Origin of the sequence: Shimia sp. SK013 (assembly GCF_001292625.1) — a bacterium.
Lineage (GTDB): Bacteria > Pseudomonadota > Alphaproteobacteria > Rhodobacterales > Rhodobacteraceae > Shimia.
In genome coordinates, this window is the sequence record NZ_LAJH01000009.1 from 680,815 (window position 1) to 707,236 (window position 26,422).

Annotated in this window: 24 protein-coding genes and 1 tRNA gene; 9 read left to right on the plus strand and 16 right to left on the minus strand. The window is 57.4% G+C overall.

The window, feature by feature from the left end:
* Positions 1-98: 98 nt before the first annotated feature.
* Positions 99-1,262, plus strand: coding sequence for an aromatic ring-hydroxylating oxygenase subunit alpha (locus tag SHIM_RS05875; protein WP_054001642.1), 1,164 nt, complete (start codon positions 99-101; stop codon positions 1,260-1,262).
* On the plus strand, positions 1,259-1,471 hold the full coding sequence (locus SHIM_RS05880) for a hypothetical protein (protein ID WP_054001643.1): 213 nt from the start codon (positions 1,259-1,261) through the stop codon (positions 1,469-1,471). Before SHIM_RS05875 ends, SHIM_RS05880 begins: the two co-directional genes overlap by 4 nt.
* On the opposite strand, the gene SHIM_RS05885 is transcribed toward SHIM_RS05880, so the two are convergent.
* The 8 genes from SHIM_RS05885 to SHIM_RS05915 all read right to left on the minus strand — a co-directional run bounded on the left by SHIM_RS05885 (position 1,468) and on the right by SHIM_RS05915 (position 10,690).
* Entirely contained in the window at positions 1,468-2,280 is an 813-nt protein-coding gene (locus SHIM_RS05885) for a DUF2189 domain-containing protein (RefSeq protein ID WP_054002007.1), read from the minus strand. The two genes, SHIM_RS05880 and SHIM_RS05885, sit on opposite strands and share 4 nt — an antisense overlap.
* A gap of 141 nt (positions 2,281-2,421) precedes the next feature.
* Entirely contained in the window at positions 2,422-3,837 is a 1,416-nt protein-coding gene (locus SHIM_RS05890; RefSeq protein ID WP_054001644.1) for an amidase, read from the minus strand.
* A 92-nt stretch (positions 3,838-3,929) separates the two neighbouring features.
* On the minus strand, positions 3,930-5,054 hold the full coding sequence (gene prfB / locus SHIM_RS05895) for a peptide chain release factor 2 (RefSeq protein ID WP_054001645.1): 1,125 nt from the start codon (positions 5,052-5,054) through the stop codon (positions 3,930-3,932).
* Between the two features lie 166 nt (positions 5,055-5,220).
* Positions 5,221-5,487, minus strand: a complete 267-nt coding sequence (locus SHIM_RS20120; protein WP_152926460.1) for a hypothetical protein — start codon at positions 5,485-5,487, stop codon at positions 5,221-5,223.
* A 73-nt stretch (positions 5,488-5,560) separates the two neighbouring features.
* A complete protein-coding gene (locus tag SHIM_RS05900; RefSeq protein WP_054001646.1) occupies positions 5,561-8,110 on the minus strand; it encodes a penicillin-binding protein 1A in 2,550 nt (849 codons plus the stop codon).
* 101 nt (positions 8,111-8,211) lie between these two features.
* Positions 8,212-8,943 carry a DUF1353 domain-containing protein gene (locus SHIM_RS05905; RefSeq protein ID WP_054001647.1) on the minus strand — a complete coding sequence of 244 codons (732 nt, stop codon included), beginning with the start codon at positions 8,941-8,943 and terminating at the stop codon, positions 8,212-8,214.
* Between the two features lie 53 nt (positions 8,944-8,996).
* Entirely contained in the window at positions 8,997-9,434 is a 438-nt protein-coding gene (locus SHIM_RS05910) for an NUDIX domain-containing protein (RefSeq protein ID WP_054001648.1), read from the minus strand.
* A gap of 35 nt (positions 9,435-9,469) precedes the next feature.
* Positions 9,470-10,690, minus strand: a complete 1,221-nt coding sequence (locus tag SHIM_RS05915; RefSeq protein ID WP_054001649.1) for an N-acetylmuramoyl-L-alanine amidase — start codon at positions 10,688-10,690, stop codon at positions 9,470-9,472.
* A gap of 233 nt (positions 10,691-10,923) precedes the next feature.
* Between SHIM_RS05915 and SHIM_RS05920 the strand changes: the two genes are divergently transcribed.
* The gene (locus SHIM_RS05920) at positions 10,924-12,687 is read left to right on the plus strand and encodes a sensor domain-containing diguanylate cyclase (protein WP_054001650.1); all 1,764 of its coding nucleotides are present in this window, start codon (positions 10,924-10,926) and stop codon (positions 12,685-12,687) included.
* Here SHIM_RS05920 and SHIM_RS05925 read toward each other — a convergent pair.
* Entirely contained in the window at positions 12,684-13,832 is a 1,149-nt protein-coding gene (locus tag SHIM_RS05925) for a pyridoxal phosphate-dependent aminotransferase (protein WP_054001651.1), read from the minus strand. The genes SHIM_RS05920 and SHIM_RS05925 overlap by 4 nt on opposite strands.
* Positions 13,833-13,855: 23 nt before the next feature.
* On the opposite strand from SHIM_RS05925, the gene SHIM_RS05930 reads away from it, so the two are divergent.
* Complete coding sequence (locus SHIM_RS05930) at positions 13,856-15,220, plus strand: M48 family metalloprotease (RefSeq protein WP_054001652.1); 1,365 nt, start codon at positions 13,856-13,858, stop codon at positions 15,218-15,220.
* A 13-nt stretch (positions 15,221-15,233) separates the two neighbouring features.
* Positions 15,234-15,980, plus strand: a complete 747-nt coding sequence (locus SHIM_RS05935; protein WP_054002008.1) for a DsbA family protein — start codon at positions 15,234-15,236, stop codon at positions 15,978-15,980.
* Between the two features lie 210 nt (positions 15,981-16,190).
* Here SHIM_RS05935 and ispG read toward each other — a convergent pair whose 3' ends face one another.
* The 3 genes from ispG to hemA form a co-directional block, all read right to left on the minus strand.
* The gene (ispG, locus tag SHIM_RS05940) at positions 16,191-17,321 is read right to left on the minus strand and encodes a flavodoxin-dependent (E)-4-hydroxy-3-methylbut-2-enyl-diphosphate synthase (RefSeq protein WP_054001653.1); all 1,131 of its coding nucleotides are present in this window, start codon (positions 17,319-17,321) and stop codon (positions 16,191-16,193) included.
* A 72-nt stretch (positions 17,322-17,393) separates the two neighbouring features.
* Positions 17,394-18,590 carry a helix-turn-helix domain-containing protein gene (locus SHIM_RS05945; RefSeq protein ID WP_054001654.1) on the minus strand — a complete coding sequence of 399 codons (1,197 nt, stop codon included), beginning with the start codon at positions 18,588-18,590 and terminating at the stop codon, positions 17,394-17,396.
* A gap of 105 nt (positions 18,591-18,695) precedes the next feature.
* Positions 18,696-19,931, minus strand: a complete 1,236-nt coding sequence (hemA, locus tag SHIM_RS05950; RefSeq protein ID WP_054002009.1) for a 5-aminolevulinate synthase — start codon at positions 19,929-19,931, stop codon at positions 18,696-18,698.
* 257 nt (positions 19,932-20,188) lie between these two features.
* Between hemA and SHIM_RS05955 the strand changes: the two genes are divergently transcribed.
* On the plus strand, positions 20,189-21,562 hold the full coding sequence (locus SHIM_RS05955; RefSeq protein WP_054001655.1) for a M20/M25/M40 family metallo-hydrolase: 1,374 nt from the start codon (positions 20,189-20,191) through the stop codon (positions 21,560-21,562).
* Positions 21,563-21,749: 187 nt separating this feature from the next.
* Here the strand turns inward: SHIM_RS05955 and SHIM_RS05960 are convergent, their stop codons facing one another.
* Positions 21,750-21,968 carry a hypothetical protein gene (locus SHIM_RS05960; RefSeq protein WP_054001656.1) on the minus strand — a complete coding sequence of 73 codons (219 nt, stop codon included), beginning with the start codon at positions 21,966-21,968 and terminating at the stop codon, positions 21,750-21,752.
* Positions 21,969-21,993: 25 nt separating this feature from the next.
* Positions 21,994-22,070 (minus strand) — tRNA-Asp (locus SHIM_RS05965).
* A 223-nt stretch (positions 22,071-22,293) separates the two neighbouring features.
* On the opposite strand from SHIM_RS05965, the gene SHIM_RS05970 reads away from it, so the two are divergent.
* Positions 22,294-22,476 (plus strand): hypothetical protein, encoded by a 183-nt coding sequence (locus tag SHIM_RS05970; protein ID WP_054001657.1) that lies wholly within the window; start codon positions 22,294-22,296, stop codon positions 22,474-22,476.
* Positions 22,477-22,593: 117 nt separating this feature from the next.
* Here SHIM_RS05970 and SHIM_RS05975 read toward each other — a convergent pair whose 3' ends face one another.
* Complete coding sequence (locus SHIM_RS05975; protein WP_054001658.1) at positions 22,594-23,940, minus strand: aminotransferase class III-fold pyridoxal phosphate-dependent enzyme; 1,347 nt, start codon at positions 23,938-23,940, stop codon at positions 22,594-22,596.
* Positions 23,937-24,746 (minus strand): IclR family transcriptional regulator, encoded by an 810-nt coding sequence (locus tag SHIM_RS05980; protein WP_054002010.1) that lies wholly within the window; start codon positions 24,744-24,746, stop codon positions 23,937-23,939. The genes SHIM_RS05975 and SHIM_RS05980 overlap by 4 nt, the downstream gene beginning before the upstream one ends.
* A 113-nt stretch (positions 24,747-24,859) precedes the next feature.
* Here SHIM_RS05980 and SHIM_RS05985 point away from each other — a divergent pair, with 113 nt between their 5' ends.
* Both SHIM_RS05985 and SHIM_RS05990 read left to right on the plus strand, forming a co-directional pair.
* Complete coding sequence (locus tag SHIM_RS05985; protein ID WP_054002011.1) at positions 24,860-25,804, plus strand: tripartite tricarboxylate transporter substrate-binding protein; 945 nt, start codon at positions 24,860-24,862, stop codon at positions 25,802-25,804.
* 69 nt (positions 25,805-25,873) lie between these two features.
* Positions 25,874-26,413 carry a tripartite tricarboxylate transporter TctB family protein gene (locus SHIM_RS05990; protein ID WP_054001659.1) on the plus strand — a complete coding sequence of 180 codons (540 nt, stop codon included), beginning with the start codon at positions 25,874-25,876 and terminating at the stop codon, positions 26,411-26,413.
* The last annotated feature ends 9 nt before the right edge of the window (positions 26,414-26,422 follow it).

Below are 26,422 nucleotides of genomic sequence, written 5' to 3' on the forward strand. Positions count from 1 at the left end.
TGCTTACCGCCGTTCCGCGCCACCGCTTGTCGCACATAGACAAGCGAACCCAGCGTTCTCGCGCTTAGGCTAATCCAAGCCAAACGCGGAGAATCGCCATGACACAGCCCCCAACAGATCTCACGGCGGTCCGTCGTCCCTTGGACAGCGCCCAAGGCCTGCCCAACCCCCACTATACCGACCCGGCGGTCTTTGCCGAGGAAACTCAGGCCGTTCTCCTGTCAACATGGGCGGGCCTTGCTGTGGCCGCCGACGTTCCGGAACCCGGCGATGCCAAACCCATCACCTTCCTTGGCATGCCTCTTTTGCTGCTGCGCGACCGCGCGGGCGTTGTGCGCGTGTTCAACAACACCTGCCGCCACCGGGGCATGATCCTTGTCGAGGGGCCTCGCAAAATCGAGGGCGCGATCCGCTGCCCGTATCACAGCTGGTGCTACGCAACCGACGGCCGTTTGGTGACGACACCGCATGTCGGCGGCCCGGGCCAAAACACCCATGCCGCCATAAACCGCTCCGAACTGGGCCTGATCGAAGTCCGCAGCCACATCTGGCGCGACGTCGTCTTTGTGAACATCTCCGGCGACGCACCCGCTTTTGAAGAGGTTCACGCCGGCTTGCTCGCCCGCTGGGCTGAATTCGACCAGCCCCACCACCACGGCGGTACGGACAGCACATTTACCCTACCCGTGCGGACCAACTGGAAACTCGCCGTGGAAAACTACTGCGAAAGCTATCACCTGCCGTGGGTGCACCCCGGTTTGAACAGCTACTCACGTCTTGAAGACCACTATAATATCGCCGAGGCGGGCCTGTTTTCCGGCCAAGGCACCAGCGTTTACCGCCAACTGACGTCCGAAACGGGTGACACCTTCCCTGATTTCTCCACGCTGTCAGATTTCTGGAACGAAGGCGCCGAATATATCGCGGTCTATCCCAACGTGCTGATGGGGGCGCAACGGGACCACGCCTTTGCCATCGTGCTCGAACCGGTCGACACGCAAAACACCATCGAACACATTCACCTGTTTTATGCCACCGAAGACACTGACGCTGCTCTGCGCGCCAAAAACACGGCCCAATGGAAAGAGGTCTTTAAAGAGGACGTCTTTGTTGTTGAAGGCATGCAACGTGGGCGCCACGCTCCTGGATTTGACGGCGGGCGTTTCTCTCCCGCGATGGACGGACCAACCCACTGTTTCCACGACTGGGTTGCTCATCGCATGCAACTGCACCGCGCCGCCCAAGTAGACGCCGCTGAATGAGCGATCCGCTTGATCAACAACTGCTTGCCGCGCACGCGGCAAACGATATGCCAACGTTGATCGCGCTCTATTGCCAAGCCGCCGAAACCGCCCCAACGGATGAGGTGCGCGGTTTTTTCCTGACGCATGCCTATGTGTTTGCTTTGGAAATTGGTGATACGCGCGCATCCGACCTGCGCCAAGAGCTGTCTCAAATGGGCCGCGACTAAGCCGCGCCCGCCGCTTTGACCTGTGCATATAGGTGCCAACTGGCATGTCCCAGCACCGGCAACACAATGAATATGCCAAAGAATCCCGGTATCATTGCAACAAACGTCAACCCGGCCAACAGCGTCGCCCAGGCAATCATCACCACCAGGTTGTCCTGTACAAACTTGAAACTGGTGATCATCGCCGTCACAAAATCGATCTCCCGATCCAGTAAAAGCGGCAGCGACATCACGGTGATCATATAAAGCAGCATGGCAAACGCCGCGCCGACAACCGTGCCGACCGCCAGCATTTGAAGGCCATTGGAGGTCAGGTAAATGTCATAGCTGGACGAGACATTGGTCATCGTCGCCAGCCCGAGAAACAGCGCAAAAATCATGTGGGCAAGAAAGAACCAGAACAGGAACACGATGATGATCACCGCACAGATCGACGGCAGTTGCCTCTTGCTCTGACGCCAGACGACCCCGGTAATATCGCCCCATGTCATCGGCGTGCCATTCTCAAGACGGTGGCTCACCTCATAAAGCCCCACGGCGGCAAACGGCCCAATCAAGGGAAAGCCAATCGCGGCAAATGTCAGCCAGTAACTCTGCCCGCTGGCAAGGGTCAGCCACAGCATTGCCCAACCGCCGATCACGTAGAACAGTGAAAAAGCAAAGCCATAAAGCGGTTTCTTAATGAAATCCCGCAGTCCACGACGCAGGGCTTTACCCAACATCGAGAATTCGGCTGTGCCGAGGTTCGGCACACCCAACTCTGGCGTCTGTGGCTGTCCACCCACGGGCCCTGCCGCATCTTGCGCCATTGCTGCTCTCCCTTTGATCTCCTCGGGCTTGATCAAAGCCGCTTTGGCGCAACCGATCAAGTCCGCACAAGGAAAACCGCCTTAAATCAACAGGAAACCAGTCTCAAACCAGATGTCTGGATCTCGTCAGAATTTTGAAACTCACGCGTCAGGCCGCCTCTCCAGCCAATCCGTGGCTTTGTGATAGGCCTGCGCGATCTCCAGAACCGTCCGGTCCGCGCCTTTGGCCCCGATGATTTGCATGCCCATCGGCAGGCCGTCCGCGTTGAACCCGACTGGCACGCTGACCGCTGGCAGCCCCAAAAGGCTTGCGGGCACCATCACCTGCATCCATCGGTGATATGTGTCCATAGCAACGCCCGCGATGTCTTTGGGCCAATCCCATTCCGCCGGAAACGGCCAGCACTGCGCCACCGGCAACACCACTGCGTCAACGCGTTCAAACATCTCCGCCGCCGCCGCAAACCACTGCGAGCGCACCTTGGTGGCGCGCTGCAAATCCATCGCCTCGATCTCCATGCCCCGTTCCACTTCCCATTGGGCTTCCGGCTTCAGGCGCTCTTTCTTCGCCGCGTCCTCAAACAGCGGCGCCAACTCTCCCGCCAGCGCAAACGACCGCAAGTCCGCCCAGCTCTGAAACATTGCTTCCGCATCAAACGGAGGATCCAGATCACACACCTTTGCGCCCAGTCCTCCAAGAACCTCAAATCCGGCACGGCAAACCTCAAGAATGCCGGCATCCATCGGCATCGCACCGTCCCAGTCGCCCAACCAGCCAATCCGGCGCCCGGCCACAGCACCACCCTCAGGCAAGTCCCAATCCTGCGCGGGCATATTGAACGGCACCCGTGCCTCCGGCTGCGCCATCACCGACATCATCAGCGCCATATCGCGCGGACTGCGCGCCATTGGACCTATTGTGCTCAGCTGCTGCCAAAAACTCTCACTGCCCGCCTCACGCGGCACCACGCCCCAACTCGGTCGAAAGCCATAAACGTTGTTCCACGCTGCCGGATTGCGCAGGCTGCCCATCATGTCGGACCCATCCGCCAGCGCCACCATACCCGTCGCCAAGGCCACCGCCGCGCCGCCAGAACTGCCGCCAGCAGTAAAATCATGCCCGTAAGGGTTGCGGGTTACGCCGTGCACAGGGTTGTAGCTGTGACTGCCCAACCCGAATTCCGGTACATTGGTTTTGCCAATGAAAATAGCGCCTTCCGCCCGCATCAGCGCGACAAAACGACTGTCTTCCTCGGAAATGCGATCGGCATAAAGCGGAGATCCTTCGGTGTTTCGAACACCCTTCACATGCGCCAATGCTTTGATAGCCATCGGAACACCATGCAGCTTGCCGCGTTTGTCCAAGGGCACCGCGTCCGCCAAGCGTGCTTCGGTCAAAAGCTCTTCGTCAGCCCGCAAATCGACAATTGCATTCACCGCCGGATTACGCGCATCCACCCGCGCCAGTGTCGCCGCCATGACCTGCTCCGCCGTCAGGCTGCCGCCACGCAGCGCAGCAATCAGATCCACCGCATCCCAGTCAAGAAAATCGCTCATGTCCGCCTCCCCAAAATCAGGAGAACGCTACATCACAAAACTGCAAAGGCAAGAGACAACAGAGGGTCGCGCGGGCCCCAATGAGTACGAGACTACTCGTCGCTTTGCGCATCCGCGCGGCTTTTGCCTGCCACATTCATCGCCAGCGTCGCGGCCATGAACTCATCCAGATCGCCGTCCAGAACGCCTTTGGTGTCGGCGGTCTCGTAGTTGGTGCGCAGGTCTTTGACCATCTGATAAGGCTGCATCACATAAGAGCGGATCTGCGCGCCCCAGCCCGCGTCGCCTTTGGCTTCATGCAATGCGTTCACTTCGGCGCTGCGCAAGTCCAGTTCCATCTGATACAGACGCGATTTCAAGGCCTTCATGGCGATGTCACGGTTCTGGTGCTGCGATTTTTCAGAACTCGTCACCACAATCCCTGTGGGGTGGTGCGTGATCCGAACAGCCGAATCCGTGGTGTTCACGTGCTGACCACCCGCACCTGACGAGCGATAGGTATCAATGCGAATGTCCGCGGGGTTCACTTCGATTTCGATGTTGTCGTCAATCACCGGATAAGCGCCCACAGCTGCAAAAGACGTCTCACGCGTGCCTTTTCCAAACGGCGAAATCCGCACCAACCGGTGCGTGCCACTTTCCGATTTCAACCAGCCATAAGCGTTATGGCCTTTGATCTGATAGGTCGCGGATTTGATGCCCGCCTCAGTTCCGGCCTGCTCTTCCTGCAACTCCACCGAAAAACCACGGCTTTCGGCCCACCGCACATACATCCGCGCCAACATGCTGGCCCAGTCACACGCCTCGGTGCCACCCGCGCCAGATTTGATCTCAAGGAACGCGTCGTTGCCATCAGTCTCGCCGTTCAGCAACGCTTCCAGCTCTTTCTTTGCGGCCTTATCCCGAAGAGTGGTCAGCGCGGCCTCAGCCTCGGCAATCACCTCGTCGTCCTCTTCCATCTCGCCCAACTCGATAAGTTCGACGTTGTCGCTCATATCGGTTTCGATGGCTTTGACGGTGTCCATCGCGTCCACAAGCATCTGGCGCTCGCGCATCAACTTTTGGGCCGCCGCCGGATCGTTCCACAGGTCTGGATCTTCCACCCGCGCGTTGAATTCTTCCAACCGATACGCTGCCGTCTCCACGTTCATCCGCTGGCGCAAAAGCTCCAGTGATTTCTCGATCTCTGCAACGATGTTTTGTGCTTCGGCGCGCATGCTCGGTCCTGCTTCTATCGGGTTTAGACTTGGGTGATAAACCAGCAGACAAAGAGGGGCAAGACGAGACGCGTTGGCGTTCCATCAGAAGCATATTCAATGGCCGCAAGAAAGTCCGGAGTTTGGCGAGATCACGAAATTAGTCATCGCCTTATCGGAGCCAAACTTATTCGACGTCGACGAATGCAGAGACGCTAAATATAGGATCGGATGGCCCGCCGCTCGAAAGCCCACCCGCGAAAAACACTTTTGAAACTGTGCCAGCCACTTTTAGACCTTGGCTACGCTCATCAATTTCAACGGATTCTCCAACTCTGGGTATTTGCAGCGCTCCACTACTTTGCACACTAATAGTATCCGCTGGCTTTCCGTTCACAATCTGACGCAGCACCAAAGTTTTCAAAACGTCTTGTGGCTTTACAACAGCAGACATGGATCCCTCCCAAAACAACACGGACAAACTACCGCATCAACCAGAAGATGTCTACGATTTCAGCGTTTCCCGTTTAGTAAAGCCCGCCCGAGCTTACCGTGCCGAAGTCTGCCTTCGGACCTACAATCACCTCGCGGCCTGTTGACGTGGTCACTTCACGACCGTGATTCACCTCGTCAAACAGCGGCAAGTTTGACCCCATGCCGAAACCACCGTCATAGGTGATGCCAAACACCGGCTCTTCGCCATCGCGGAAGTATTCCGCCACCACATGTGCCCCGCTGGCGTCATTGTCCAAACGCGCACCGGTGTAACGGTCGATCTTGATGAAATGCCCACCGGGGGGAACACGGAATTTACCACCACCGTATTTCTTGATCGCTTCTTCCATGAACTCCTGAAACACCGGCCCACAGGTGGTGCCGCCATAAGTGCCACGACCCAAAGGACGGGGGCGGTCGTGACCGATATAACAGCCTGCCGCGATGTTGGACGTAAAGCCCACAAACCAAACATCCTTGGCCTCATTGGTGGTGCCGGTCTTGCCGGCCACTGGAACCGGCAGCTTGATTTGGCTGCTCGCCGTGCCGCGCGTGACAACGCCCTGCATCATCGAGGTCAGCTGGAACGCGGTCACAGGATCCATCACCCGTTCACGGTTGGTCACGATGCGCGGGCTGCGGGTTTCAGGAATGTTTGGGTCGGCGCAATCGGAACACTCACGCTGATCATGGCGGTAAATCGTTTTGCCATACCGGTCCTGCACCCTATCAACCAAGGTCGGTTCCACCCGCTCACCACCGTTGGCAAACATCGCATAGGCCGCAACCATCTGATAAAGCGTGGTTTCATCCGCGCCGAGAGAGTTCGCAAGGAACTGCCCCATGTTCTCGTAAACACCAAACCGTTCAGCATAGCGCGCCACAACGCTCATACCGACTTCCTGCGCCAAACGAATCGTCATCAGGTTCCGGCTCATCTCGATGCCGGTCCGCATCGGGGTCGGGCCATAAAACTTGTTGGTCGAGTTCTTCGGACGCCAGACACCCTGCGGCGTGTCAATTTCAATCGGCGCATCGATCACGATGGTCGCGGGGCTATAGCCACTGTCCAGCGCCGAAGCGTACACAAACGGCTTGAACGACGAGCCTGGCTGACGTTTCGCCTGCGTGGCACGGTTAAACACTGTGTCCTGATAGCTAAACCCGCCTTGCATGGCGATCACACGGCCGTTGTTGACGTCCATCGCCATAAAGCCGCCCTGCACTTCTGGTACCTGCCGCAAAGACCAGCGCACAAATTCGCCGCTGTCGTCTTTGGTAATCGCACGCACCAGAACGACGTCGCCTTTGTCCACCAAATCGCCAGCAACCTTGGCCTTACGTCCCAGCGCACCGTCTTCCAGCTGCTTGCGGGCCCATTGCGCGTCTTTGGCCGGGATCCAATGCCCGTCCTCGTCTTCGTCAATGCCTTCGATACCAACACGCGCGTCATTCTTGCCGACCGCCAAAACCACGGCCGGATGCCACTTGCCCTCAAGCTCCACATCGCGTGGAACCTCAATTTCGCTCAGCGCATCACGCCATGCAGTCTCGCTCTCAAGCGCTTCCGCAGGCAGGCTGAACTGCGTGCCACGCCACACACCGCGCGACCGGTCGTATTTCTCAAGCGCACGACGAAGCGCTTTAGCGGCCACTTGCTGCATCTCTGGGTCTGCGGTCGCCCGCACGGTCATACCACCGGAGAAAAACTCTTCCTCGCCAAAATCACGACTCAGCTGACGGCGAATTTCATCCGTGAAATAGTCGCGCGGTGGCAAGGCCACACGGTAGCTTTCAAAGTCGCCATTCTGCACGGACCGCAATGGTTCCTGCCGCTCTGCTTCCGCCACTTCGGTGGTGATATAACCATTCTGCGCCATCTCGCGCAGCACGTAGTCGCGGCGCTGGGTGACCCGTTCCTTGGCGCGCACAGGGTGATACTTGCCCGGCGCCTGCGGCATCGCCGCCAGCATCGCGGCCTCATGCGGGGCCAGCTCATCCAGATTTTTGTTGAAATAAGTCTGGGCCGCGGCCGCCACACCATAAGAGTTCTGACCAAGGAAAATCTCGTTCATGTAGAGCTCGAGAATCTGATCCTTGCTCAGGGTCTCTTCGACCCGTGTCGCCAGAATGATCTCCTTGATCTTACGCTCGACTTTACGATCACCGGACAGCAAAAAGTTCTTCATCACTTGCTGCGTAATCGTGGATGCCCCACGACACCCGCTCCCGCGAGAGAGAAAACACTCAAACGACGCCGCAGCGATACCCCGCGCGTCATACCCCGAATGCACGTAGAAATTTTTGTCCTCAGCCGAAATAAACGCCTGTTTCACCAGATCGGGGATTTCATCCGCTGGAACAAACAGGCGGCGTTCCTTGGCAAATTCATCAATGATTTCACCTTCACCCGAATAAATCCGGCTGATTGTTGGCGGTTTGTATTGCGCCAGACTTTCGTGGCTGGGCAGTTCCTGACCATAGACATAAAAAATCCCGCCGACCGACAAACCGGCGACGATAAGGGCCATAGTGACAAAAGTGAAAATCGTCCCAAAGAACGAAGTGATAAATCTCAGCACGCGCGAACCCCGATTGAGCGACTTAGCCTCTCTATATACCGCAGCTTGTCTCGGATCAAAACACGATACCGCGCGTCATATCGAGATTGCGGCCAAGCCCCCTAACGCACCTTGAAAACCCCGATCAACTTCACTTGCCGCCCGTCTTCCAATTCGAAAACCTCGCGTTGTGCCTGTGATAAACCCGGGCGGGCCATATGCTGTCGGATTTCTTCAGGGGCCGGGTCTTTCGGGGCGCGGATCTCGGCACAGGACTTCTCGTCCTGCCAAGCTGCATAGCTTATCGGACCCGCGGTAAAAGACGCGATCACGCCACCCGGACCTCCAGCTGTGTTCTTCGGCAACAGCGTCTTAATGGTCTCCGCCATCAACTCAGCACTCTGCTTGAACGACATGTTCTTCAGCTTTTCCATCTCTGGCGTCGGAATGTCGGGATTCTTCACTGTGTCCCCTTTTTTCTCTTTGTAATTCAGACACCTATGCGCCTCAAACGCCCAATCGTGGACGATATAAGCAGGCCCAAACGCCCACGCATTGAACCCCGGGACACCCTGCACCATGCGCGGAACCGACCCTCCGTCTGTGAAAAACGCAGGCGGCTCTATCACCAGCCGCTTGCCTTTGTGGTCATACTGATCGTTGCTGGTGTACCGCAGCGGGCTGGTCGGGTCCGGAAAGTACAAAAACTTACCATCGCCCACCGCAGAGCCGGTGTTGCCACCAACCCAATAAAGCTGCACCAATCCGTCGAACTCACCCTTTGTCACCGCGTCATAGTTAACCGGCGCACAGGCCCCAATGGCCAAAACGACACAAGCAAAAAATCGCCACATCCGGCTTCTCCCGAAGTTGCCTTCGGGTATTAGGCTGCGAAATTGGCTTTCGATCAACCCTTGAGTGCGTCCTGCCCGTCAAGATAATCCGCGAGCTGCACCTTCAATTGCGGCACGGCATCGCTCTGGCGCAAGAAGCGCGCGACATCAAACATCCGCCACGCCTGCCCCGCGCCTCCAAACCGCAGCCGCCCTTCATCAAGGTCCGGCAGCTCCGCCACAAAAAACCACGTCACCGGCATGCCTTGGCGCTCCGGCCCATACCGGCGTTTCCAGCTCAACTGCTCAGGTGCCAACTTCAGGGACAGTTCTTCATGCAATTTTCGCAACACACATTGCTCCGGTGACTCGCCCTCTTCGCGCGCGCCACCGGGGAAATCCCACATGTTTGGAAAGGCAATACTGGGGGCGTCATCCCGCAGGATCGTAACCACACGGCTGCCATGCAAGATCGCCACTTTGGCCCCGTCAAAATCGCTGAACTCGCGCATCGTTACCTCACTTCAAAACCCGCCGGTGGGGGAATTTACTGTCGCACCAGCGCCCGCGTCGCCTTATCTTCGATCACCCACGCCTGCAGCCCGTCCCGAATGCCCGCCGACATCGACGCCCGCCAACCTGCATCCTGCAAATTGGCCAGATCCCCTTCGGAGGACATGAACCCCAATTCGATCAGGATCGATGGCACGTCCGCCGCCTTCAACACCGAAAACGCACCCTCGCGCCGTGGTTTCTTGTTCACCGCACCTGTCGCCTCACGCAACGCGCCGACCATGATATCGGCAAGCGTTGCGGTGCGCGGTTCCGTTTCCAGCCGCGCAAGATCCAGCAAAACATCGGTAACCTCGTCATCCGCGCCCGACAGATCCACACCCGACAGGATATCGGCGCGGTCATGGCGCTCTGCCAGCAGCGCCGAAGCCGCATCCGTGGCCTCCGCACTCAGCGTATAGACCGCCGCCCCATGCGCATGCCCTTGGCTAAGGCTGTCCGCGTGCAGCGAAATGAACACATCCGCGTTCTTTTGATGCGCAAACGCAACGCGCCGCTCCAGTGACACAAACGAATCCTCATCGCGCGTCATAAACACCTCAAACCCGCCCGCGCGGCGCAGCGTGTCGCGCAATTCCCGGGCGAAACTCAGCATAAGTTCTTTTTCCTGTGTCCCGTCGCGTTCTGCGCCCGGATCAATGCCACCATGGCCCGGATCGATCACCACCACGGTTGGCGCCCAGTCCGGCTTGTCCTCGCGCGCCTGCCCGACATCCTCGGGCTGCGGCAAATCCCAACGCGGATCATGTGGCGCACCGGCGTTGGCCGCAAAATCCTCGGCCGTCGTCGGTGTCAAAGAAATCCGCAACGTGGCCGCACCCGTGCCTTCAGGCACCTCCATCTCAGCGCTGTCCAGCGACAAAGGCGCTTCCAGGTCCAGTACCATGCGGCTCCAGCCGGGCCGATAACCGCCAAACCGCACCGTGCCCACACCCTCAACACTGCCAAAATCCTCAGGCTGCGCCGCGCCCCAGTCCACCTCGCGAAAATCGACCACCAGCCGCCGTGGCCCATCAAGATGAAACACCCGCCATGGCACACCTTGGCTCAGCGACACCTCAAGCGTCACCGCGCCGCGCCATCCCGATTGCAGACTGCTCTTTTCGGCATCCAGCCGCGCAAGCGCTGAAAACTCCTGCGCCCACCCCGCACCAGACAGGAAAAGCGCTGCAACAATGGCCAAAACTCTGCTCATGACACCTCTCAACGGGTTTTGACCGGAAACCTACACGAGCCTAGCCTGCCACGCCACAGGTCAAAACCAGTCCTTGTTCAAGTCGTTACAAAGCGAAGCAAAATCCCGCCGACGTTAACCTTCACCTAAAGAGTCGGCGCTAGGCCAAAAGGTGGCGAAAGAAAAAGAGGCGCAACGTGAAATACTTTGCATACAGGTTTTGGCTTTTCAGCGTGGCGTTGCTCTGCGCAAGCATGATCTCTGCACCCGCAGCGCAAGCAGACTATGCCCGCTTCGATGGCGGGCGTGTCCTTAGCGGTGAAGTTGAGCGGTATGTCCTTGAAGGCGAATGGCTTTTTGAATGGGGTTCCTACCTGACCCCACAGGAAGCGGTTTTGGCTTTCGCGTCAGAAGGCGCGAACACACTTAAAGTACCGTCAAACTGGCATGGCAAAGTGCCCTCTCGGCCAGACAACGTGCATGATGATGGCATTGCAACCTACGTGGCCGCCTTGTCGCTTCCTGATGTCCCCCGACCGGATCTGATTTTGCATGTCGGTATGATCCACGACGCCTATCGCATTTACTGGGTGCCACGTAACAACCCCTCGCAGGCGGTGGAAATCGCGGCCAAAGGCAATCTTTCAGGCCCCGATCTTGTCGCGCATCGCAATCTTTCCCATCCGTTGCCCTTTGTCGGCGACGGTCTTTTGATGATCCATGTGCGCAAGACAATGTTTGATTGGGGTGGCGTGGCCGAGGCGCCCTATATCTCAACGGCCGAAGACGAGCGGTTTTCACAATATCTGAGCAGCCTGATCGGCGGCATCACAATTGGTGCGCTCCTGCTTATCTTGCTGCGCAATGCGGTGTTCTTCACCAGCGGTCTCCGGGACAAGTCTGCCGGATTTTTGGCGCTCATTTCTTTGGTTATCATCCTGCGCGCGATCACCGTCGAAAACATCATTGAAATGATGTTTGGCCCGCAATGGCATGCTTATCGAATGCGTCTTGAGGTTGGGCTTGTGCCACTTCTCGCCTGTTGGACCTATTTTCTACTTGAGGCGCTTTTTCCGCTTCGCTTGCCGCAGATTGTGCGGCTTCCGCTTCAAATGTCGGCTTACATTCTTGCACTGTGTGCCTTTGTGTTGCCACTGGGCTTGGTATCGACCGTGCTTACCTACGCCCAAATCTACTGCCTGATCACCTTCATCCCTGGCACGATCCTCATTGTCGATGCGATCCGAACCCACCAACCCGGGGCCAAGACCCTCGGTGTTTCGACAGGGCTCTGCCTGACCGCCGGTCTACACGACATCGTCTCGGCAAATATGGACAGCTATAACCTGTTCCTGATCCCGGTGAGCATCGTCGCGCTGATGATGATCCTCAGCCACATCGTCGGCAACCGCGCCTCCGTTGCCATTGCCCGATCCGAGTTGCTGGAGCAGGAAAAAGAACAACTCGCGCGCGCCCATGACGACGCGCTTCACATGGCACGTCACGACCATCTCACTGGGCTTTTAAACCGCCAGTCTTTTGACAACCTATGGGCCCAAAGCTGGCTAGACAGCATCGACACCAGGACGCCTCTCTCGGTGATCATGTTTGACATAGACCACTTCAAGTCAGTCAACGACACCTACGGCCACCCCACCGGCGACGCCGTCCTTCGAGAATTGGCGGCCCGTCTCTCCGCCATGGACTTGCGTAAATCCGACCGGTTGTGCCGCTACGGTGGCGAAGAATTTGTGCTGATCCTGCCCAACACAACCCAGAGCGACGCGCACAATCTTGCAAACCGCCTTCTCAAAACCGTGGCCGACGCTCGGTTTGAAACCGGTCACGGCCTCCTTGCCATCACTTGCAGCTTCGGTGTCGCAGGCACAGACGCCACCCGAAGCCCTGCCGCCAGCGATCTGTTGGAGGCTGCCGACACAGCGCTTTATCTGGCAAAATCGGACGGGCGCAACTGTGTACGCGCGCCCGCAACGCCCGACGTGACCGCTGCCGCTTAAGCGCCTCGTTTGGCCATGAACGTTTTCAACCGCGCCAGCCCCTCGGCAATGTCTTGGGTACTGCGCGCATAGGAAAACCGCAGCGTCGTTGCACCGCGCTCCGGATCAAAGTCCAGTCCCGGCGTCACCGCAACCCCGGCTTCGTCTAGGATCTCGCGGGCAAACGCGCGGCTGTCGGTGGTGTAATCCGAGACATCGACATAGACGTAAAACGCCCCATCGGGCGGTGCAAATTTGCCAAATCCGGCCTTGGGCAAACCCTCGATCATCAGCGCGCGATTGGCGCGATAAACCGCCATGTTCGCCTCCAACTCATCGTGGCACTGCATCGCGGCCAATGCGGCCACTTGGCTGGCGTGGCTGGCACAGATGAACATGTTTTGCGCCAACCGCTCGATCTTGCGCACGTGATCCTCAGGCACCACCATCCAACCGACGCGCCATCCCGTCATGCTGAAATACTTGGAAAAACTGTTGATGACATAACAGTCATCCGTCAGTTCAAGCGCGCTCACTGCTTTGGCCTCGTACTCGATACCATGATAGATTTCGTCGCTGATAAAAGCCGCGTCTTTTTCGCGGCACAGATCAATCAATGCAGCCATGGCGTCGCGGTCCAACATCGTGCCAGTCGGATTTGCAGGTGACGCCACCATCAACCCGTCAAACGCCATGTCCCGCAAATCTTGCGGCACCGGTTGCAATCTGTTTTCGGGCGCTGACGGTACATCCAACGGCTCAAGGCTGAGTGCTTTCAATATCTGGCGATAGCTCGGATAACCGGGCGCCCCGATGGCCACCTTTTCTCCGGCGTCAAACAGCGCCGTAAACGCCAACAGAAAGGCCCCGCTGCTGCCCGTTGTGACAATTACCCGACCGGGATCGAGATCAACTCCGTACCACGTGTCGTAAAGCTCAGCGATTCGCGCCCGCAACTCCGGAATGCCAAGCGCCACCGTGTATCCAAGCGCGTCTTTTGACATCGCTTCGCCCAAAGCCAACTGCGCGCCTTTTGGCGCCGCAGTGCCCGGCTGGCCCACTTCCATATGGATAATATCACGTCCACCGGCCTCCGCCTGACGCGCCGCTTCCATCACATCCATCACAATGAAGGGATCAACCGCCCCACGCCTTGAGTTCCGCATCGTTTTAATCCCTATTGGCCTCCATGAGGTTTCACCGCGAAAATCACGCGCCGTCAATGCGCGCGCCGCTGTTCTTTGTCGGCCCGTTGCTCGCGGCGCTGCTTTTGGTGTGGACCACAGCCCCCGCCCGTGCCGCCACATTGATCCGCGACAGCGACATTGAAAACGCGTTGGCCCGCATGGCCGCGCCTATCCTGAAAGCTTCGGGTCTGGGCGGCTCCATCAAAATCCTGCTGATCGACGACAACAGCCTGAACGCCTTCGTGGTGGACAACGGCCATATCTATATTCACACCGGCTTGTTGATGAAGATGAACACGCCGGAAAAGCTGCAAGCCGTAATCGCCCACGAAGCCGCCCACATCGCCAATGGCCACATCTCGCGGCGCATGGCCAATCTCGACAATGCCCGCACCGTCGCGGGCCTTGGCCTCGCGCTGGCCTTGGCCGCCGCCGCCAGCGGACGCGGCGATGTGGCCGCAGCTTTGGCGCTTGGCACCCAAAGCTCGGCACAGCGTCGGTTCCTCTCTCACACCCGCGCCGAAGAGGCCTCCGCAGACCAATCCGGCGTGCGCTATATGGCCGCCGCCGGCATCGATCCCCAAGGCATGGTACAAGTCCAGCGGCTGTTCGAAGGCCAAGAGCTGCTCAACGTGACCCGTCAAGATCCCTACATGCGCTCCCACCCGCTGACCCGTGACCGGATACGCGCAATGCAACGCTATGTTGCGGCCTACTCCGGCAAGACCAAACCGCAACCGGATCTGGACTATTGGTATGACCGTGCGCGCTCCAAAGTGACCGCCTTCAAGCGCCCTGCAAAATGGACGCTCCAACGCTATGATGAAAGCCCGGCCAAAGACGTGCAACACATGCGCCTCGCGGTGGCTTACCACCGCCAGCAAGAGCGCGGCAAAGCGCTGGCCAACATCAACAAAGCCCTCCAACTGCGCCCAAATGACGCTCAATATTACGACCTCAAGGGTCAAATCCTGCTGCAAAGCCGACAATTCCAATCCGCCGTCGCGGCCTACCGCACCGCAGCGAAACTTGCGCCGCGGGATTCTCTGATACTTGGCAACTTGGGTCGCGCCCTGCTGACTGTGGACCGCCCAAAAGAGGCGCTGACCTATCTTGAGGACTCCCGCAACCGCGACTTCCGCAATATACGCGTGTTGCGCGATCTTGGCTCGGCTTATGCGCAGGTGGGCAACAACGGCATGGCCTCACTCGCAACGGCAGAGCGGTACGCGCTTGTAGGCCGGCTTGAAGACGCCGAAATTCACGCCCAACGGGCCTTGGGGCTTTTGCCACGTGGCTCAAGCGCCTATCGCCGCGCAGATGACATTCTGGCCGCTGCCAAGCGTGCCAACCGCAAAAAACGATAACGGAGTTCTCTATATGAAACGCATTCTCGCCTCTTCTGCTCTGGCCCTCAGCCTCGCCGCTGCTCCGCTGGCCGCATTTGACATCGACAGCATGTCCGACGAAGAACGTGCCGTCTTCCGCGCCGAAATCCGCGCCTACCTTCTGGACAATCCGCAGGTCATCATGGAAGCCGTCGCCGTCCTCGAAGAGCGTCAGGCCAACGCGCAGGCCGCAGGTGACAACGCGATGATCACGGCCCATGCTGATGCAATCTTTAACGATGGCTACTCATGGGTGGGTGGCAATCCCGATGGCGACATCACCTTAGTGGAATTTGTCGACTACCGCTGCGGCTATTGCCGCAAAGCACATGACGAGGTCGCAGAATTGGTCGCATCAGACGGCAACATCAAACTGATCGTCAAAGAGTTTCCGATCCTTGGTGAAGCCTCTACCGCCTCCTCTCGCTTTGCCGTAGCGATCAAACAGTTGCACGGCAACGACGCCTATAAGGCCGCGCATGACGAATTAATTACCATGCGCAAAGATCCCTCAGACAAGGTCCTTTCCAAATTGGCAAAAAGCCTCGGATTTGATGGCGACGCCGTGGTCGCACACATGCAAAGCGAAGAGGTCACCGCAGAATTGCGCGGCACGCAGGAATTGGCCCGCGCACTGCAAATCAGCGGCACGCCAACGTTTGTCATGCAAGACGAATTGCTGCGCGGCTACCTGCCGCTCAAAGCGATGCGCGACTTGGTCGCCGATAAACGCGGGTAATGGAACACGGCGGGTTTTGAAGCAAAACCCGCCGCTGCCCGACCATTATTGACGGGTTTTCCTGACAGGCAACGTACGCGCGGTTAATACTGCGAAAGTCGCGAAATCGCACCGCCGCGATACCGACGTAATGCCGACGTAATGCCGACGTCTTACAGACCCGACTTTTTTCAAGAGAATCAGAGTGTTAACGCGGGTCTTATAAAGCGACTATTCGGCCGCTTCTTCTGTCGCCATGGCCGCCTCAATCTCCGCGGCCTTGGTTTCAACCTGCTCCACGATGTGCTCTACCATCGCCTCATTGCTCAGCTTGTGACTCTGTTTGCCCGCGAGATAAACCATGCCCGATCCCGCGCCACCACCGGTGAACCCGACGTCCGTCATCAAAGCTTCGCCCGGCCCGTTGACCACACATCCAATGATCGAAAGGCTCATCGGCGTATGGATATGCGCCAACCTTTCTTCCAATGTTTCCACAGTCTTAATCACGTCAAAGCCCTGACGTGCACAGCTTGGGCAACTGATGATATTCACTCCGCGATGGCGCAGTCCAAGGCTCTTGAGGATTTCAAATCCAACCTTCACCTCTTCCACCGGATCGGCACTCAGGCTCACGCGCACCGTGTCACCGATGCCCATCCACAGCAGCTGACCAAGACCGATCGCGGACTTGATTGTGCCGCTGACAAACCCACCTGCCTCGGTGATCCCTAGGTGGATAGGCGCGTCCGTTGCGTCTGCAAGCATCTGATAAGCAGCAGCCGACATGAACACATCGCTGGCCTTCACCGAAATCTTAAACTCGTGAAAATCGTTATCTTGCAGTATCTTAATGTGCTCAAGCCCACTCTCGACCATCGCATCAGGACAGGGCTCACCGTATTTTTCCAGCAGGTGTTTCTCAAGGCTGCCCGCATTGACACCAATGCGAATAGAGCACCCGTTGTCCCGCGCCGCTGCGATCACTTCCTTGACCCGCTTCTCATCTCCGATATTGCCCGGGTTGATCCGCAGACAGGCCGCTCCGGCCTCCGCCGCCTCAATCGCGCGCTTATAGTGGAAATGGATGTCGGCCACGATCGGAACGGGGCTCTCTTTTGTGATTTCTTTCAAGGCGTTGGACGCTGCTACATCCGGTACCGAGATGCGCACGATGTCCGCCCCCGCCTCTGCCGCCGCCATGACTTGGTCAAGTGTCGCCTTCACGTCACTGCTGTCGGTATTGGTCATGGTCTGCACTGCAATGGGCGCATCGCCCCCCACGGGCACCTTGCCCACCATGATCTGGCGCGACTTGCGTCGCTCGATGTTTCGCCAAGGTCGAATGTGATTCATGGACATGCAAAAGCCCCTCACCGCTAGGTTTGGGGCCTGTCTACTGCCTTCCGCATTAAGGAGCAATCCCGCGCGACGTCACTCTTCGTCAAGGTCGGACGAGGGCTTGGCGGAAAGCGCTGCAATCCGTGCAAGCGCCGGGTCACGGGCCATGTCGGCCAGTTCAAAATTTTCTTGGATCTCTTCGGTGCTTAGTGCCAGATCACGTACCGTTCCGGTGCCTTCACCGGCTGGCCCAAAAATCTCGCCATTCAGCTTGAAATAGACTGAACCGGACATGCCGGCGCGCAATGTTGGCGCTTCTTCCGTTGCGGGGAGGATATATTCCTCACCTGCATCCAGAATTTTCTCAAACAACACAGTGCCTTGCGCTGACCGCACCCGAACCCAGGCTGGGCGGACAGCCATGATCACCATTTCGGGCGCGCTGTCTTCAATAACTTTGGGCACGGGCAAGCCTTCAACCACTGGCGCGGCGGATGCCAAAACAGACGGCTCAGGTGTAAACAAGCCCAACACGTCCGGGCTGAGTTGTGAAATCGGCGCGTCTCGTGCCACCAAAACTGGCACATCCAGCGCCTGCGGGCGATACAAACGATCCAGCGCGTCACTCGGCGGAGTCAACACACCCGCCGTCTGTGACAAGTCCTCTGCGTCTCTCAAGTTCGTGCTAGCTGAACTGACGGGATCAAGATCGGTCAAAACCACCGGTGCTTGCTCTACTGGCGCCAGCGTAACCCTTTGAATTTCATTGAGAACGCTCCACCCACCGTAACCAATGCCGGCAATAAGCGCGACAAGGATTAGTGATGACCCAATCGCGCGTGGCTCCACCCGTGACAAAATCGAATCCTGCGCAGGTGCAAAGGGCATGTTGGGCGCGGCAAACGGATCATTGTTTGGTCCACGCGACACCACAGCCTCTTTTTTGCGAATGGTCGATGCCTCGGCGGACATGCCATGTGCCGTGCTAAATCCGCTTTCCTCGCAGAATTTACCAAACGCGTCTTCTGGATCCATATTCAGGTAACGCGCATAAGACCGCACATATCCAGCGATGAAGCCGGGAGTCTCAAAAGCTGACGGATCACAATTCTCAATGGCGGCGACATAGGCGGCACGGATTCGAAGCTCTCGCTGCACATCCAAGAGCGACTTGCCCATGGTTGCACGCTCTCCCCGCATCATATCTCCAAGACGCACGTCGAAGTCATCATAGCCCTTAGGCCGTTCTTCTACGTCTTCGGATTTGCGCTTAGCTCTGCGCCCGATCATGCCATACGCCCCATCGTAATGCCGATCCGTCATTTGTCGATTCGGATCGATCCTTTGTTAACACGATACTAGCAGAAAATACCGAAATTCACAGCTTAGGGTAAATTAGCCCGCCATATCGGCACGATTCAGCGCACAGTGGCTCCAGAGAGCATCCATACCATTGATAAGTCTATCAATTTCTCCTGGCCCATGCACCGGAGACGGGGTGAAACGCAGCCGTTCAGTGCCCCGCGGGACGGTCGGAAAGTTAATGGGTTGCACATAAATTCCATAATCCGTGAGCAAATGATCCGACAAAACCTTGGTGTGAACCGGGTCCCCAACGATCACCGGAACAATGTGACTGCCATGATCAATGATGGGCAAACCCAGACCCTTCAAGCGCAGCTTCAGGATTTTCGCCTGTGTCTGATGCTGATCGCGCAGGTCCTGATCTTTTTTCAGATGCGCGACTGACGCCGCGGCGCCTGCGGCCACTGCCGGTGGCAAAGATGTCGTAAAGATAAAGCCCGGCGCGTAAGACCGCACAGCGTCACACATTTTCTCAGACGCGGCGATATACCCGCCCATGACGCCATATGCTTTGGCCAGAGTGCCGTTGATGATGTCGATGCGATGCGCAAGATTGTCACGTTCCGTCACACCACCACCACGCGGCCCATACATGCCGACTGCATGCACTTCGTCGATATAGGTCAATGCACCAAATTCGTCCGCCAAATCACAGATTTCTGCAATGGGGCCGAAATCGCCGTCCATCGAATAGACCGATTCAAATGCAATCAATTTGGGAGCTTTGGGGTCATCCGCCTCAAGCAGTTCCCGCAGATGTTCAACGTCATTGTGACGGAAAATCCGCTTGGCGCCGCCGTTGCGACGCACACCTTCAATCATGCTCGCATGATTGAGCGCGTCAGAATAAATGATCAGCCCCGGAAACAACTTAGGCAGCGTACTTAAGGTTGCGTCGTTGGCGATATAGGCACTGGTGAACAACAGCGCGCTTTCCTTGCCGTGCAAATCAGCCAATTCGGCCTCAAGCCGTTTGTGATACACGGTTGTGCCGGAAATATTGCGCGTCCCGCCAGAACCTGCGCCCACGGCGTCAATCGCGTCGTGCATTGCGGCCATCACCGCTGGATGCTGCCCCATGCCCAGATAATCGTTGCCGCACCACACGGTGATCGGCTGTTGCGTGCCGTCAGGTTTGGTCCAGATGGCGTGCGGAAAATTGCCCTGCTGGCGCTCGATGTCGATAAACGTCCGATACCGACCTTCTTCATGAAGGTCGTTCAGAGCACGATCAAGCTGTGCCGAGAAATCTACAGTTTGCTCCACAAGGCGTCCCTTCACTGTCTTACCGGGCCGTGTCCATTAACCTGGACGCCCTTGTATTAGGTAGGCGCGGATACGTCCATTGTAACCGCGCGCTCTTCCTCCGACAACAGATTGATTAACAAGCTGCCTATCTGCCTTGATATCGATCAAATTCCATTTTTGCGAGGCTGGACAGTCCCAAAAGCAATGGTAGGCTCCCCGCAAATCGTCGCACCAAAGGCTTAAGGGTGTGTCACTAGCACTTTAAGGAGACCAAAATGTCACTCGACTCAATACTTGCCAGAATCGATCAGGATATGCCCCAAGCCATTGATCGCCTTTTTGATTTGCTGCGCATTCCTTCCGTCTCCACCGACCCGGCCTACAAAGACCACTGCGACGCGGCTGCTGACTGGTTGGTCGCAGATCTCCAAAGCATTGGTGTCAGCGCAGAGAAACGCGTCACCCCTGGCCATCCGATGGTTGTGGGTCATGTGGACGGCGACGGCCCGCACCTGCTGTTTTATGGCCACTATGACGTGCAGCCCATCGATCCAATTGAACTGTGGGACCGCGATCCGTTCGATCCAGAGCTTCAGGACACCGATTCCGGCAAAGTGATCCGCGCCCGCGGCGCATCAGATGACAAAGGCCAGTTGATGACCTTTGTCGAAGCATGCCGCGCATGGAAGGCCGAACATGGCACCCTGCCCTGCAAGATCACCTTTTTCTTTGAGGGCGAAGAAGAAAGCGGCTCGCCCTCGCTCGTGCCTTTCATGAAAGAAAACGCCGAAGAACTGACCACCGACATCGCCCTAATCTGCGACACCGGTCTGTTTGAAAGCGCAGTTCCAGCGATCACCACCATGCTGCGCGGCCTGCTTGCCGAAGACTTCACCATCATCGGCCCGTCCCGCGACCTGCACTCCGGCATGTACGGCGGCATCGCGATGAACCCGATCCGCGTTTTGTCCAAAGCGCTTGGCGATCTGCACGACGACACCGGGTCTGTCACGCTGGACGGTTTCTATGACGATGTGCCCGAACTGCCGGACGAAGTGCGGGCACAGTGGCAAGGTTTGGGCTTTGATCATGAAACCTATCTGGGCGACGTTGGGCTAACGGCTGCGGCCGGTGAGCAAGACCGAACCCCGCTTGAGCAAATCTGGTCGCGTCCGACCTGCGATGTGAATGGCATCTGGGGCGGCTACACTGGCGATGGCTTTAAAACCGTGCTGCCGTCCGAGGCCTCGGCAAAGGTTTCTTTCCGTCTTGTTGGCCAACAGGATCCCGACAAAATCCGCGCCAGCTTCCGCGCCCATTTGGAAAACTACATGCCGGAGGGTTTTTCAGTGGAATATCGCACCGAGAAAGGCTCTGCCGCTTCGCAAATGTCCATCGACGACCCGGCGTTTGAAAAGGCGCGCAAAGCTCTGTCGGATGAATGGCCCCGTCCGGCCGCTTACGTCGGCTGCGGCGGATCCATACCAATTGCAGGTTTCTTCAAAGAGCTGTTGGGTGTGGACGCCATGTTGATTGGATTTGGCAAAGACGACGACCAGATCCACTCTCCTAATGAGAAATACGACCTGGAAAGCTTCCACAAAGGCATTCGTTCCTGGGCGCGCATCTTGGACGCTCTGAGCACCTAAATCGCGCTCAAAACGCCCTTCGTTTCGAATTCTAACTTGCTCAAGAAACGGACGATCCGTTCTTTTCTTGGGCAAGGCATCCACCAAAAAGGGCGTGCATAAAACGCCCTGAAACTGTTTCCAAAAGTCACAAATTCAGCGCATTAGAGCTTTTCCGCCATGGCAGATCGCAAAAGTGTGTCGTCGACTATTTTCGCCGCAAATGCCGAGCCGCTTTTGCAGCCACCACAACCAGCGGCGCGCCATGCATTGCCAGATCGAACCAATCCATCGGACGCACCAGCGCCCCACTGCCCAGCATTTTCAGTTTTTCCCAAAGGTGCGGCTCAGGGGAAAACGGGGCCAAACCCAAAATCACTGCAACGATAAGTAAGGTCGACCAACCAATGCGATCGAGAAACATCATTTTACCAATCCATTAGGGAGGAAAGTGGCGCGGTTGACGGGGCTCGAACCCGCGACCCCCGGCGTGACAGGCCGGTACTCTAACCAGCTGAGCTACAACCGCTCGCTGCCGCATCAGGGCGTGAGCCCTTCAGCGTGAGGCGTGGTTTATGCTGAGCCACTCAGCGCGTCAAGCGCATATCCGCACCCAAATCAAAGAATTTTCACCAAGCCGCATTCCGCCCCTTCGAGGCATAGGCGGTCTCCTGCTCACCACTTTGCGTAGCATTAAGGATGTGTTTAGATGTCCTTACTGAAACGAGTCACTTTTCAAAGGAAATTTTGCCATGAAACCTCTCTATGCTGCTCTCTGCGTTGCTGGTCTCACACTTGCTGCTTGCTCGCAGCCAGAGCCAACGCCTGTATACATGCAACCCAACTTCGACAAAGCCGGCAACGCCAGCTGTGACGCGGGCTATGCGCTCGTGACCACCGAAACTGGGTCCGTGGCCTGCGCACCGGCATCCTGATCTGAGGTCACATGACTTTCTAAAAGGGCGGCTGCTTGGGCCGCCCTTTTTTGTTTTTGCCGCCCGCTAGAAAGCTCCACGCACAACGGCCAGACAATTTTGCGCCGATTGAGCTCTTCAGATTGCAGCAAAGCCCGCCTCAAGCGCACCGAGGATTGTGGCAGCGTCCGCCTCAGACAAGACCAACGGCGGCGACAGGATCAGGTTTGGTCCCGATACCCGCACCATCGCGCCGCTTTGATAAGCAACGTCTTGCACTTTGGATGCCGTTGCCGCGTCAATTGGCGTTTTGGTGGCACGGTCACTGACCATTTCAATGGCAGTCATCAAGCCATAGCCACCGCGCACATCACCGATAATATCGTATTTCTCCATCAACGCCTTACAGCCATCAAACAGCTGGGTCCCACGCGCTGCCGCATTGTCGATCACGTTCAGCCGCTTGGTTTCCGCCAAACAGGCCAATGCAGCCGCCGCCCCAACAGGATGCCCCGAATAGGTGTAGCCGTGACCGATCTTGGCCGCGGGGTTGCCTTCAAAAACCTCGATCATACGATCACCAAGCATCACAGCCCCAAAAGGGAAGTACCCGTTGGTGATTGCCTTGGCTGTTGCCATCATATCGGGTTTAACGCCCCAAAGCCGCGCGCCTGACCACGCACCCGTGCGCCCATATGCCGTGATCACCTCATCCGTGATCAACAAGATGCCGTTGCGGTTGCAGATTGCCTGCACTGCAGGGGCAAATGATGGATGCGGCGGGATAACACCACCAGCGCCCAAGATCGGCTCCATGATCATAGCGGCGATTGTGTTGGCGCCTTGAAACGCAATCTCGTCTTCCAATGCCTGAATGCACAGTTGCGCGAGTTTTTCAGGATCAGATTCGTTGAACGGATTGCGGTAGGAATAGGGTGCGGGAATGTGGAAACAGCCGGGCAGTAGCGGTTCATAGGCGTTGCGGAAATTTGCATTTCCGTTGACTGACGCCCCGCCGATATGGGTGCCATGATACCCCTTCTTGAGACTCAGGAACTTCGTCCGCCCCGCCTCCCCGCGCAATTTGTGATACTGGCGCGCAAGCCGCAGCGAAGTCTCGACGCTGTCCGACCCACCTGACGTAAAAAATGCCCGGTGCAGCCCGTCCTCGGCAAAGAATTCACCAAGCTCAAACGACAGCTCGATTGCCGCGTCATTGGATGTGCCGCGAAATGTCGAATAGTACGGCAACTTGTCGAGTTGCGCCGCAATTGCGTCCTTGACCGGTTGACACGAATAGCCAAGATTGACGTTCCACAACCCCCCGACCCCATCAACCACGCGGTGGCCATCAATGTCGGTAATCGACACGCCGTCCGCCTCGGTGATGATCGTTGGCGGCTGATCCAAACTGTCTTGGGGCGAAGTCATAGGATGCCACATCAAGCGGCCGTTGTTTTCCTTCAGGAAGTTTGAATCTTTCATTGCGTGGAATCCAATGCATTTGGCGTTGTGTCGGACTTGGCCCATACGGCCTCGATCTGGGTGGGGATTTTTCCGCCCCAATTGCGGGTGATCTCGCGTGCAGCGGTGATCAATTCGGATTTAATAGTGTGTTCCAGCTCCGCAGTATGGCGAGAGGCCACGCTGGCGACGGCCACGGCTCCAGCAAGATGACCGGTGTGATCAAAAATTGGCGCAGCAATGCCTTGGATCTCACTCTCGTAGCTTTGATTGGCGCAGGCAAACCCAGTCTCTCGTGCGGTCTCTATCAAGGCGGCCAGATCAGAGTGCGTCGTCGGCGTGCTCGCTGTGAACCCTTCAAGGTTCGCGACTGCCGCCTCCAAGAGGCTTGGATCTCCAAAGGCCACCGAACACTGACCCGACGCTGTGGCATGCAATGGGAATATGCTGATGTCGATGACTGCCCGCGTTCCGTGTCGGGGGGATTCGCAATCGCACAAGCCATAGAGAGTCGTGCCCGAAAGGACTGTGACATGGGCCGTTTCCCCCGTCGCATCCGCGAGCGCCGCCAAAGCCGACTTGGCCGAGGCCTTACGAGGAACCGTCGCTTCTCTGATCTGCGCCAACTGCATCACCGCCGGCCCCAAACGATAGTGTTTTGTCAGCGGATTCTGTTCAACAAACCCTGCAGTTTCAAGCGCCTGCAGGTGGCGGTAGGTCGTCGCCTTGTCCCGCCCTGCGATACGACACAACTGCGTCAGCCCGATTTCCGGACGCGCAGTCGAAAAGTAGGACAGCAACTTCAGAGCTTTGGTAGCTGAGGACATGTGGTTGGTCTCATTTTGGCTGGTCACAAAAAAAGTTTGACACAAGAAAATTAACAAGGCAACCTTTTATCGAAACAACGGTTCAATATATGAACCACACCAGGGAGAATGAAATGTCTAAGATTTTTAAATCTGTGACCGCGATGGCTCTGGCCATGACTGCCGTCACGGGAACAGCGCAGGCTGAATACCCGGAAAAGCCGGTTGAGTTTGTTGTGCCGTGGCCTCCCGGTGATCTCGAGGACGTGTTGACACGCATGATCGCCGAAGACTTTTCTGCCGCCTACGACGTCCCGACCGCTGTTGTGAACAAGCCCGGCGGCGGTGGCGGCCCGTTCCCCGGCGCGATCGAAGTGGCGAATGCACCGGCGGATGGTTACACGATTGGCTCTTTCATCATCGCCATTCCTGTTGTTGGCCCTCAGATCGGCATTCCTGAGTTGAAACCCGACCCTTTCGTGCCACTTGGAAATTTCCTGACTTATCCGTTTGTAATCGCCACAAGCGGAAACGCGCCTTATGGAACCATGCAAGAACTCGCCGCGCATGCCTCCGACAACGACGTTGTTCTGGGCCACTTCGGGGCCCCGCTGGTGCCCACACAAGTCACTATGGGCTTGGCAAAAAGCATGGGCTTTTCCTACTCGGCAGACGCGGCTTTTGACGCCCTGGACTGCAACACGCTGGCCTCCGGCGATGTGGATGTGATCAACACCACTCTGCAACTGATCCTGCCCTGCCTTGACGACGTGAAGGTTCTGGCCTCCATCGGCAATGAACGTATCGGCCTGACACCAGACACGCCGACGGTCTCTGAACTGGCGCCCGATTTGGACGTCGCGCTTTGGAACGGTCTGTTCGTTCACGCGGACACCCCCCAAGATGTACAGGACAAAATCATCGCCGTTGCCGAAAAGACGATGATGTCTGAGCGCGCTCAGAAACTGGCCGCCGAAACCGGCGCGCTGGTCTACTGGCAGCCCGCTTCCGAGGTGGTCACGCAAATTGAAAAAGATATCGAAACCATGGCTCGCATCGAAGGCATGCTTGCCAACTAAGATACCTCCCATTCGGCCGGACAGCCCAGCGTTGCCCGGCCGTTTGACCTTAGTGAAACGGAAAATGCCATGTCGCGCGTGAAAACACTTCAATCGCTGTTTAAACGATACCGCAGACCCGGTGACATCGTGTTTGCATGGTTCGCCTTGATTGTCTCTGTTCTGCTGCTGTCGCAGATCGCCGATCAAACCGTGTGGCGCAACGGCGGAAAACTGTTTGCCCAACCCCGTTTCTGGCCCGCAGTGTCTCTTGGTGGCATGGCGCTTTTTGCGGCCTTTCATCTGCTGGGCTCTGCTCTATCCGAACGCCTCGAAGGACGCTGGCAGGAGGTCTGGCTGTGGATCACCGCGCTGGAATACGCCGCTTGGTTCATCGCCTATGCCGCTGCCGTCCCGTATGCGGGCTACCTGCCCACGACACTGCTGTTCGCCCTCGCGCTTGCTCTGCGCGTTGGCTATCGCAAGACTTCCACGCTCCTTGCAGCTGCGGTTTCCGCCGTCATCATCGTGTTGCTTTTCAAAACCTTCTTGAAGGTCAACCTGCCCTCGGGCCTGATCTATGAAAGCCTGCCGGACGGGCTGCGCCAGATCATGCTGACCTACTTCTGATCGGAGCCT

Coding starts and splice junctions, on each gene's coding strand:
- SHIM_RS05920 (WP_054001650.1), top strand. CDS start 10,924: ATGATCTCTGCACCCGCAGCGCAAGCAGACTATGCCCGCTTCGATGGC.
- SHIM_RS20120 (WP_152926460.1), bottom strand. CDS start 5,487: ATGTCTGCTGTTGTAAAGCCACAAGACGTTTTGAAAACTTTGGTGCTG.
- SHIM_RS05890 (WP_054001644.1), bottom strand. CDS start 3,837: ATGAGCGATTTTCTTGACTGGGATGCGGTGGATCTGATTGCTGCGCTG.
- SHIM_RS05885 (WP_054002007.1), bottom strand. CDS start 2,280: ATGGCGCAAGATGCGGCAGGGCCCGTGGGTGGACAGCCACAGACGCCA.
- SHIM_RS05970 (WP_054001657.1), top strand. CDS start 22,294: ATGAAACCTCTCTATGCTGCTCTCTGCGTTGCTGGTCTCACACTTGCT.
- prfB (WP_054001645.1), bottom strand. CDS start 5,054: ATGCGCGCCGAAGCACAAAACATCGTTGCAGAGATCGAGAAATCACTG.
- SHIM_RS05955 (WP_054001655.1), top strand. CDS start 20,189: ATGTCACTCGACTCAATACTTGCCAGAATCGATCAGGATATGCCCCAA.
- SHIM_RS05990 (WP_054001659.1), top strand. CDS start 25,874: ATGTCGCGCGTGAAAACACTTCAATCGCTGTTTAAACGATACCGCAGA.
- SHIM_RS05910 (WP_054001648.1), bottom strand. CDS start 9,434: ATGCGCGAGTTCAGCGATTTTGACGGGGCCAAAGTGGCGATCTTGCAT.
- SHIM_RS05925 (WP_054001651.1), bottom strand. CDS start 13,832: ATGCGGAACTCAAGGCGTGGGGCGGTTGATCCCTTCATTGTGATGGAT.
- SHIM_RS05975 (WP_054001658.1), bottom strand. CDS start 23,940: ATGAAAGATTCAAACTTCCTGAAGGAAAACAACGGCCGCTTGATGTGG.
- SHIM_RS05945 (WP_054001654.1), bottom strand. CDS start 18,590: ATGATCGGGCGCAGAGCTAAGCGCAAATCCGAAGACGTAGAAGAACGG.
- SHIM_RS05960 (WP_054001656.1), bottom strand. CDS start 21,968: ATGATGTTTCTCGATCGCATTGGTTGGTCGACCTTACTTATCGTTGCA.
- SHIM_RS05880 (WP_054001643.1), top strand. CDS start 1,259: ATGAGCGATCCGCTTGATCAACAACTGCTTGCCGCGCACGCGGCAAAC.
- SHIM_RS05980 (WP_054002010.1), bottom strand. CDS start 24,746: ATGTCCTCAGCTACCAAAGCTCTGAAGTTGCTGTCCTACTTTTCGACT.
- SHIM_RS05930 (WP_054001652.1), top strand. CDS start 13,856: ATGAGGTTTCACCGCGAAAATCACGCGCCGTCAATGCGCGCGCCGCTG.
- SHIM_RS05875 (WP_054001642.1), top strand. CDS start 99: ATGACACAGCCCCCAACAGATCTCACGGCGGTCCGTCGTCCCTTGGAC.
- SHIM_RS05915 (WP_054001649.1), bottom strand. CDS start 10,690: ATGAGCAGAGTTTTGGCCATTGTTGCAGCGCTTTTCCTGTCTGGTGCG.
- ispG (WP_054001653.1), bottom strand. CDS start 17,321: ATGTCCATGAATCACATTCGACCTTGGCGAAACATCGAGCGACGCAAG.
- SHIM_RS05985 (WP_054002011.1), top strand. CDS start 24,860: ATGTCTAAGATTTTTAAATCTGTGACCGCGATGGCTCTGGCCATGACT.
- SHIM_RS05905 (WP_054001647.1), bottom strand. CDS start 8,943: ATGTGGCGATTTTTTGCTTGTGTCGTTTTGGCCATTGGGGCCTGTGCG.
- SHIM_RS05935 (WP_054002008.1), top strand. CDS start 15,234: ATGAAACGCATTCTCGCCTCTTCTGCTCTGGCCCTCAGCCTCGCCGCT.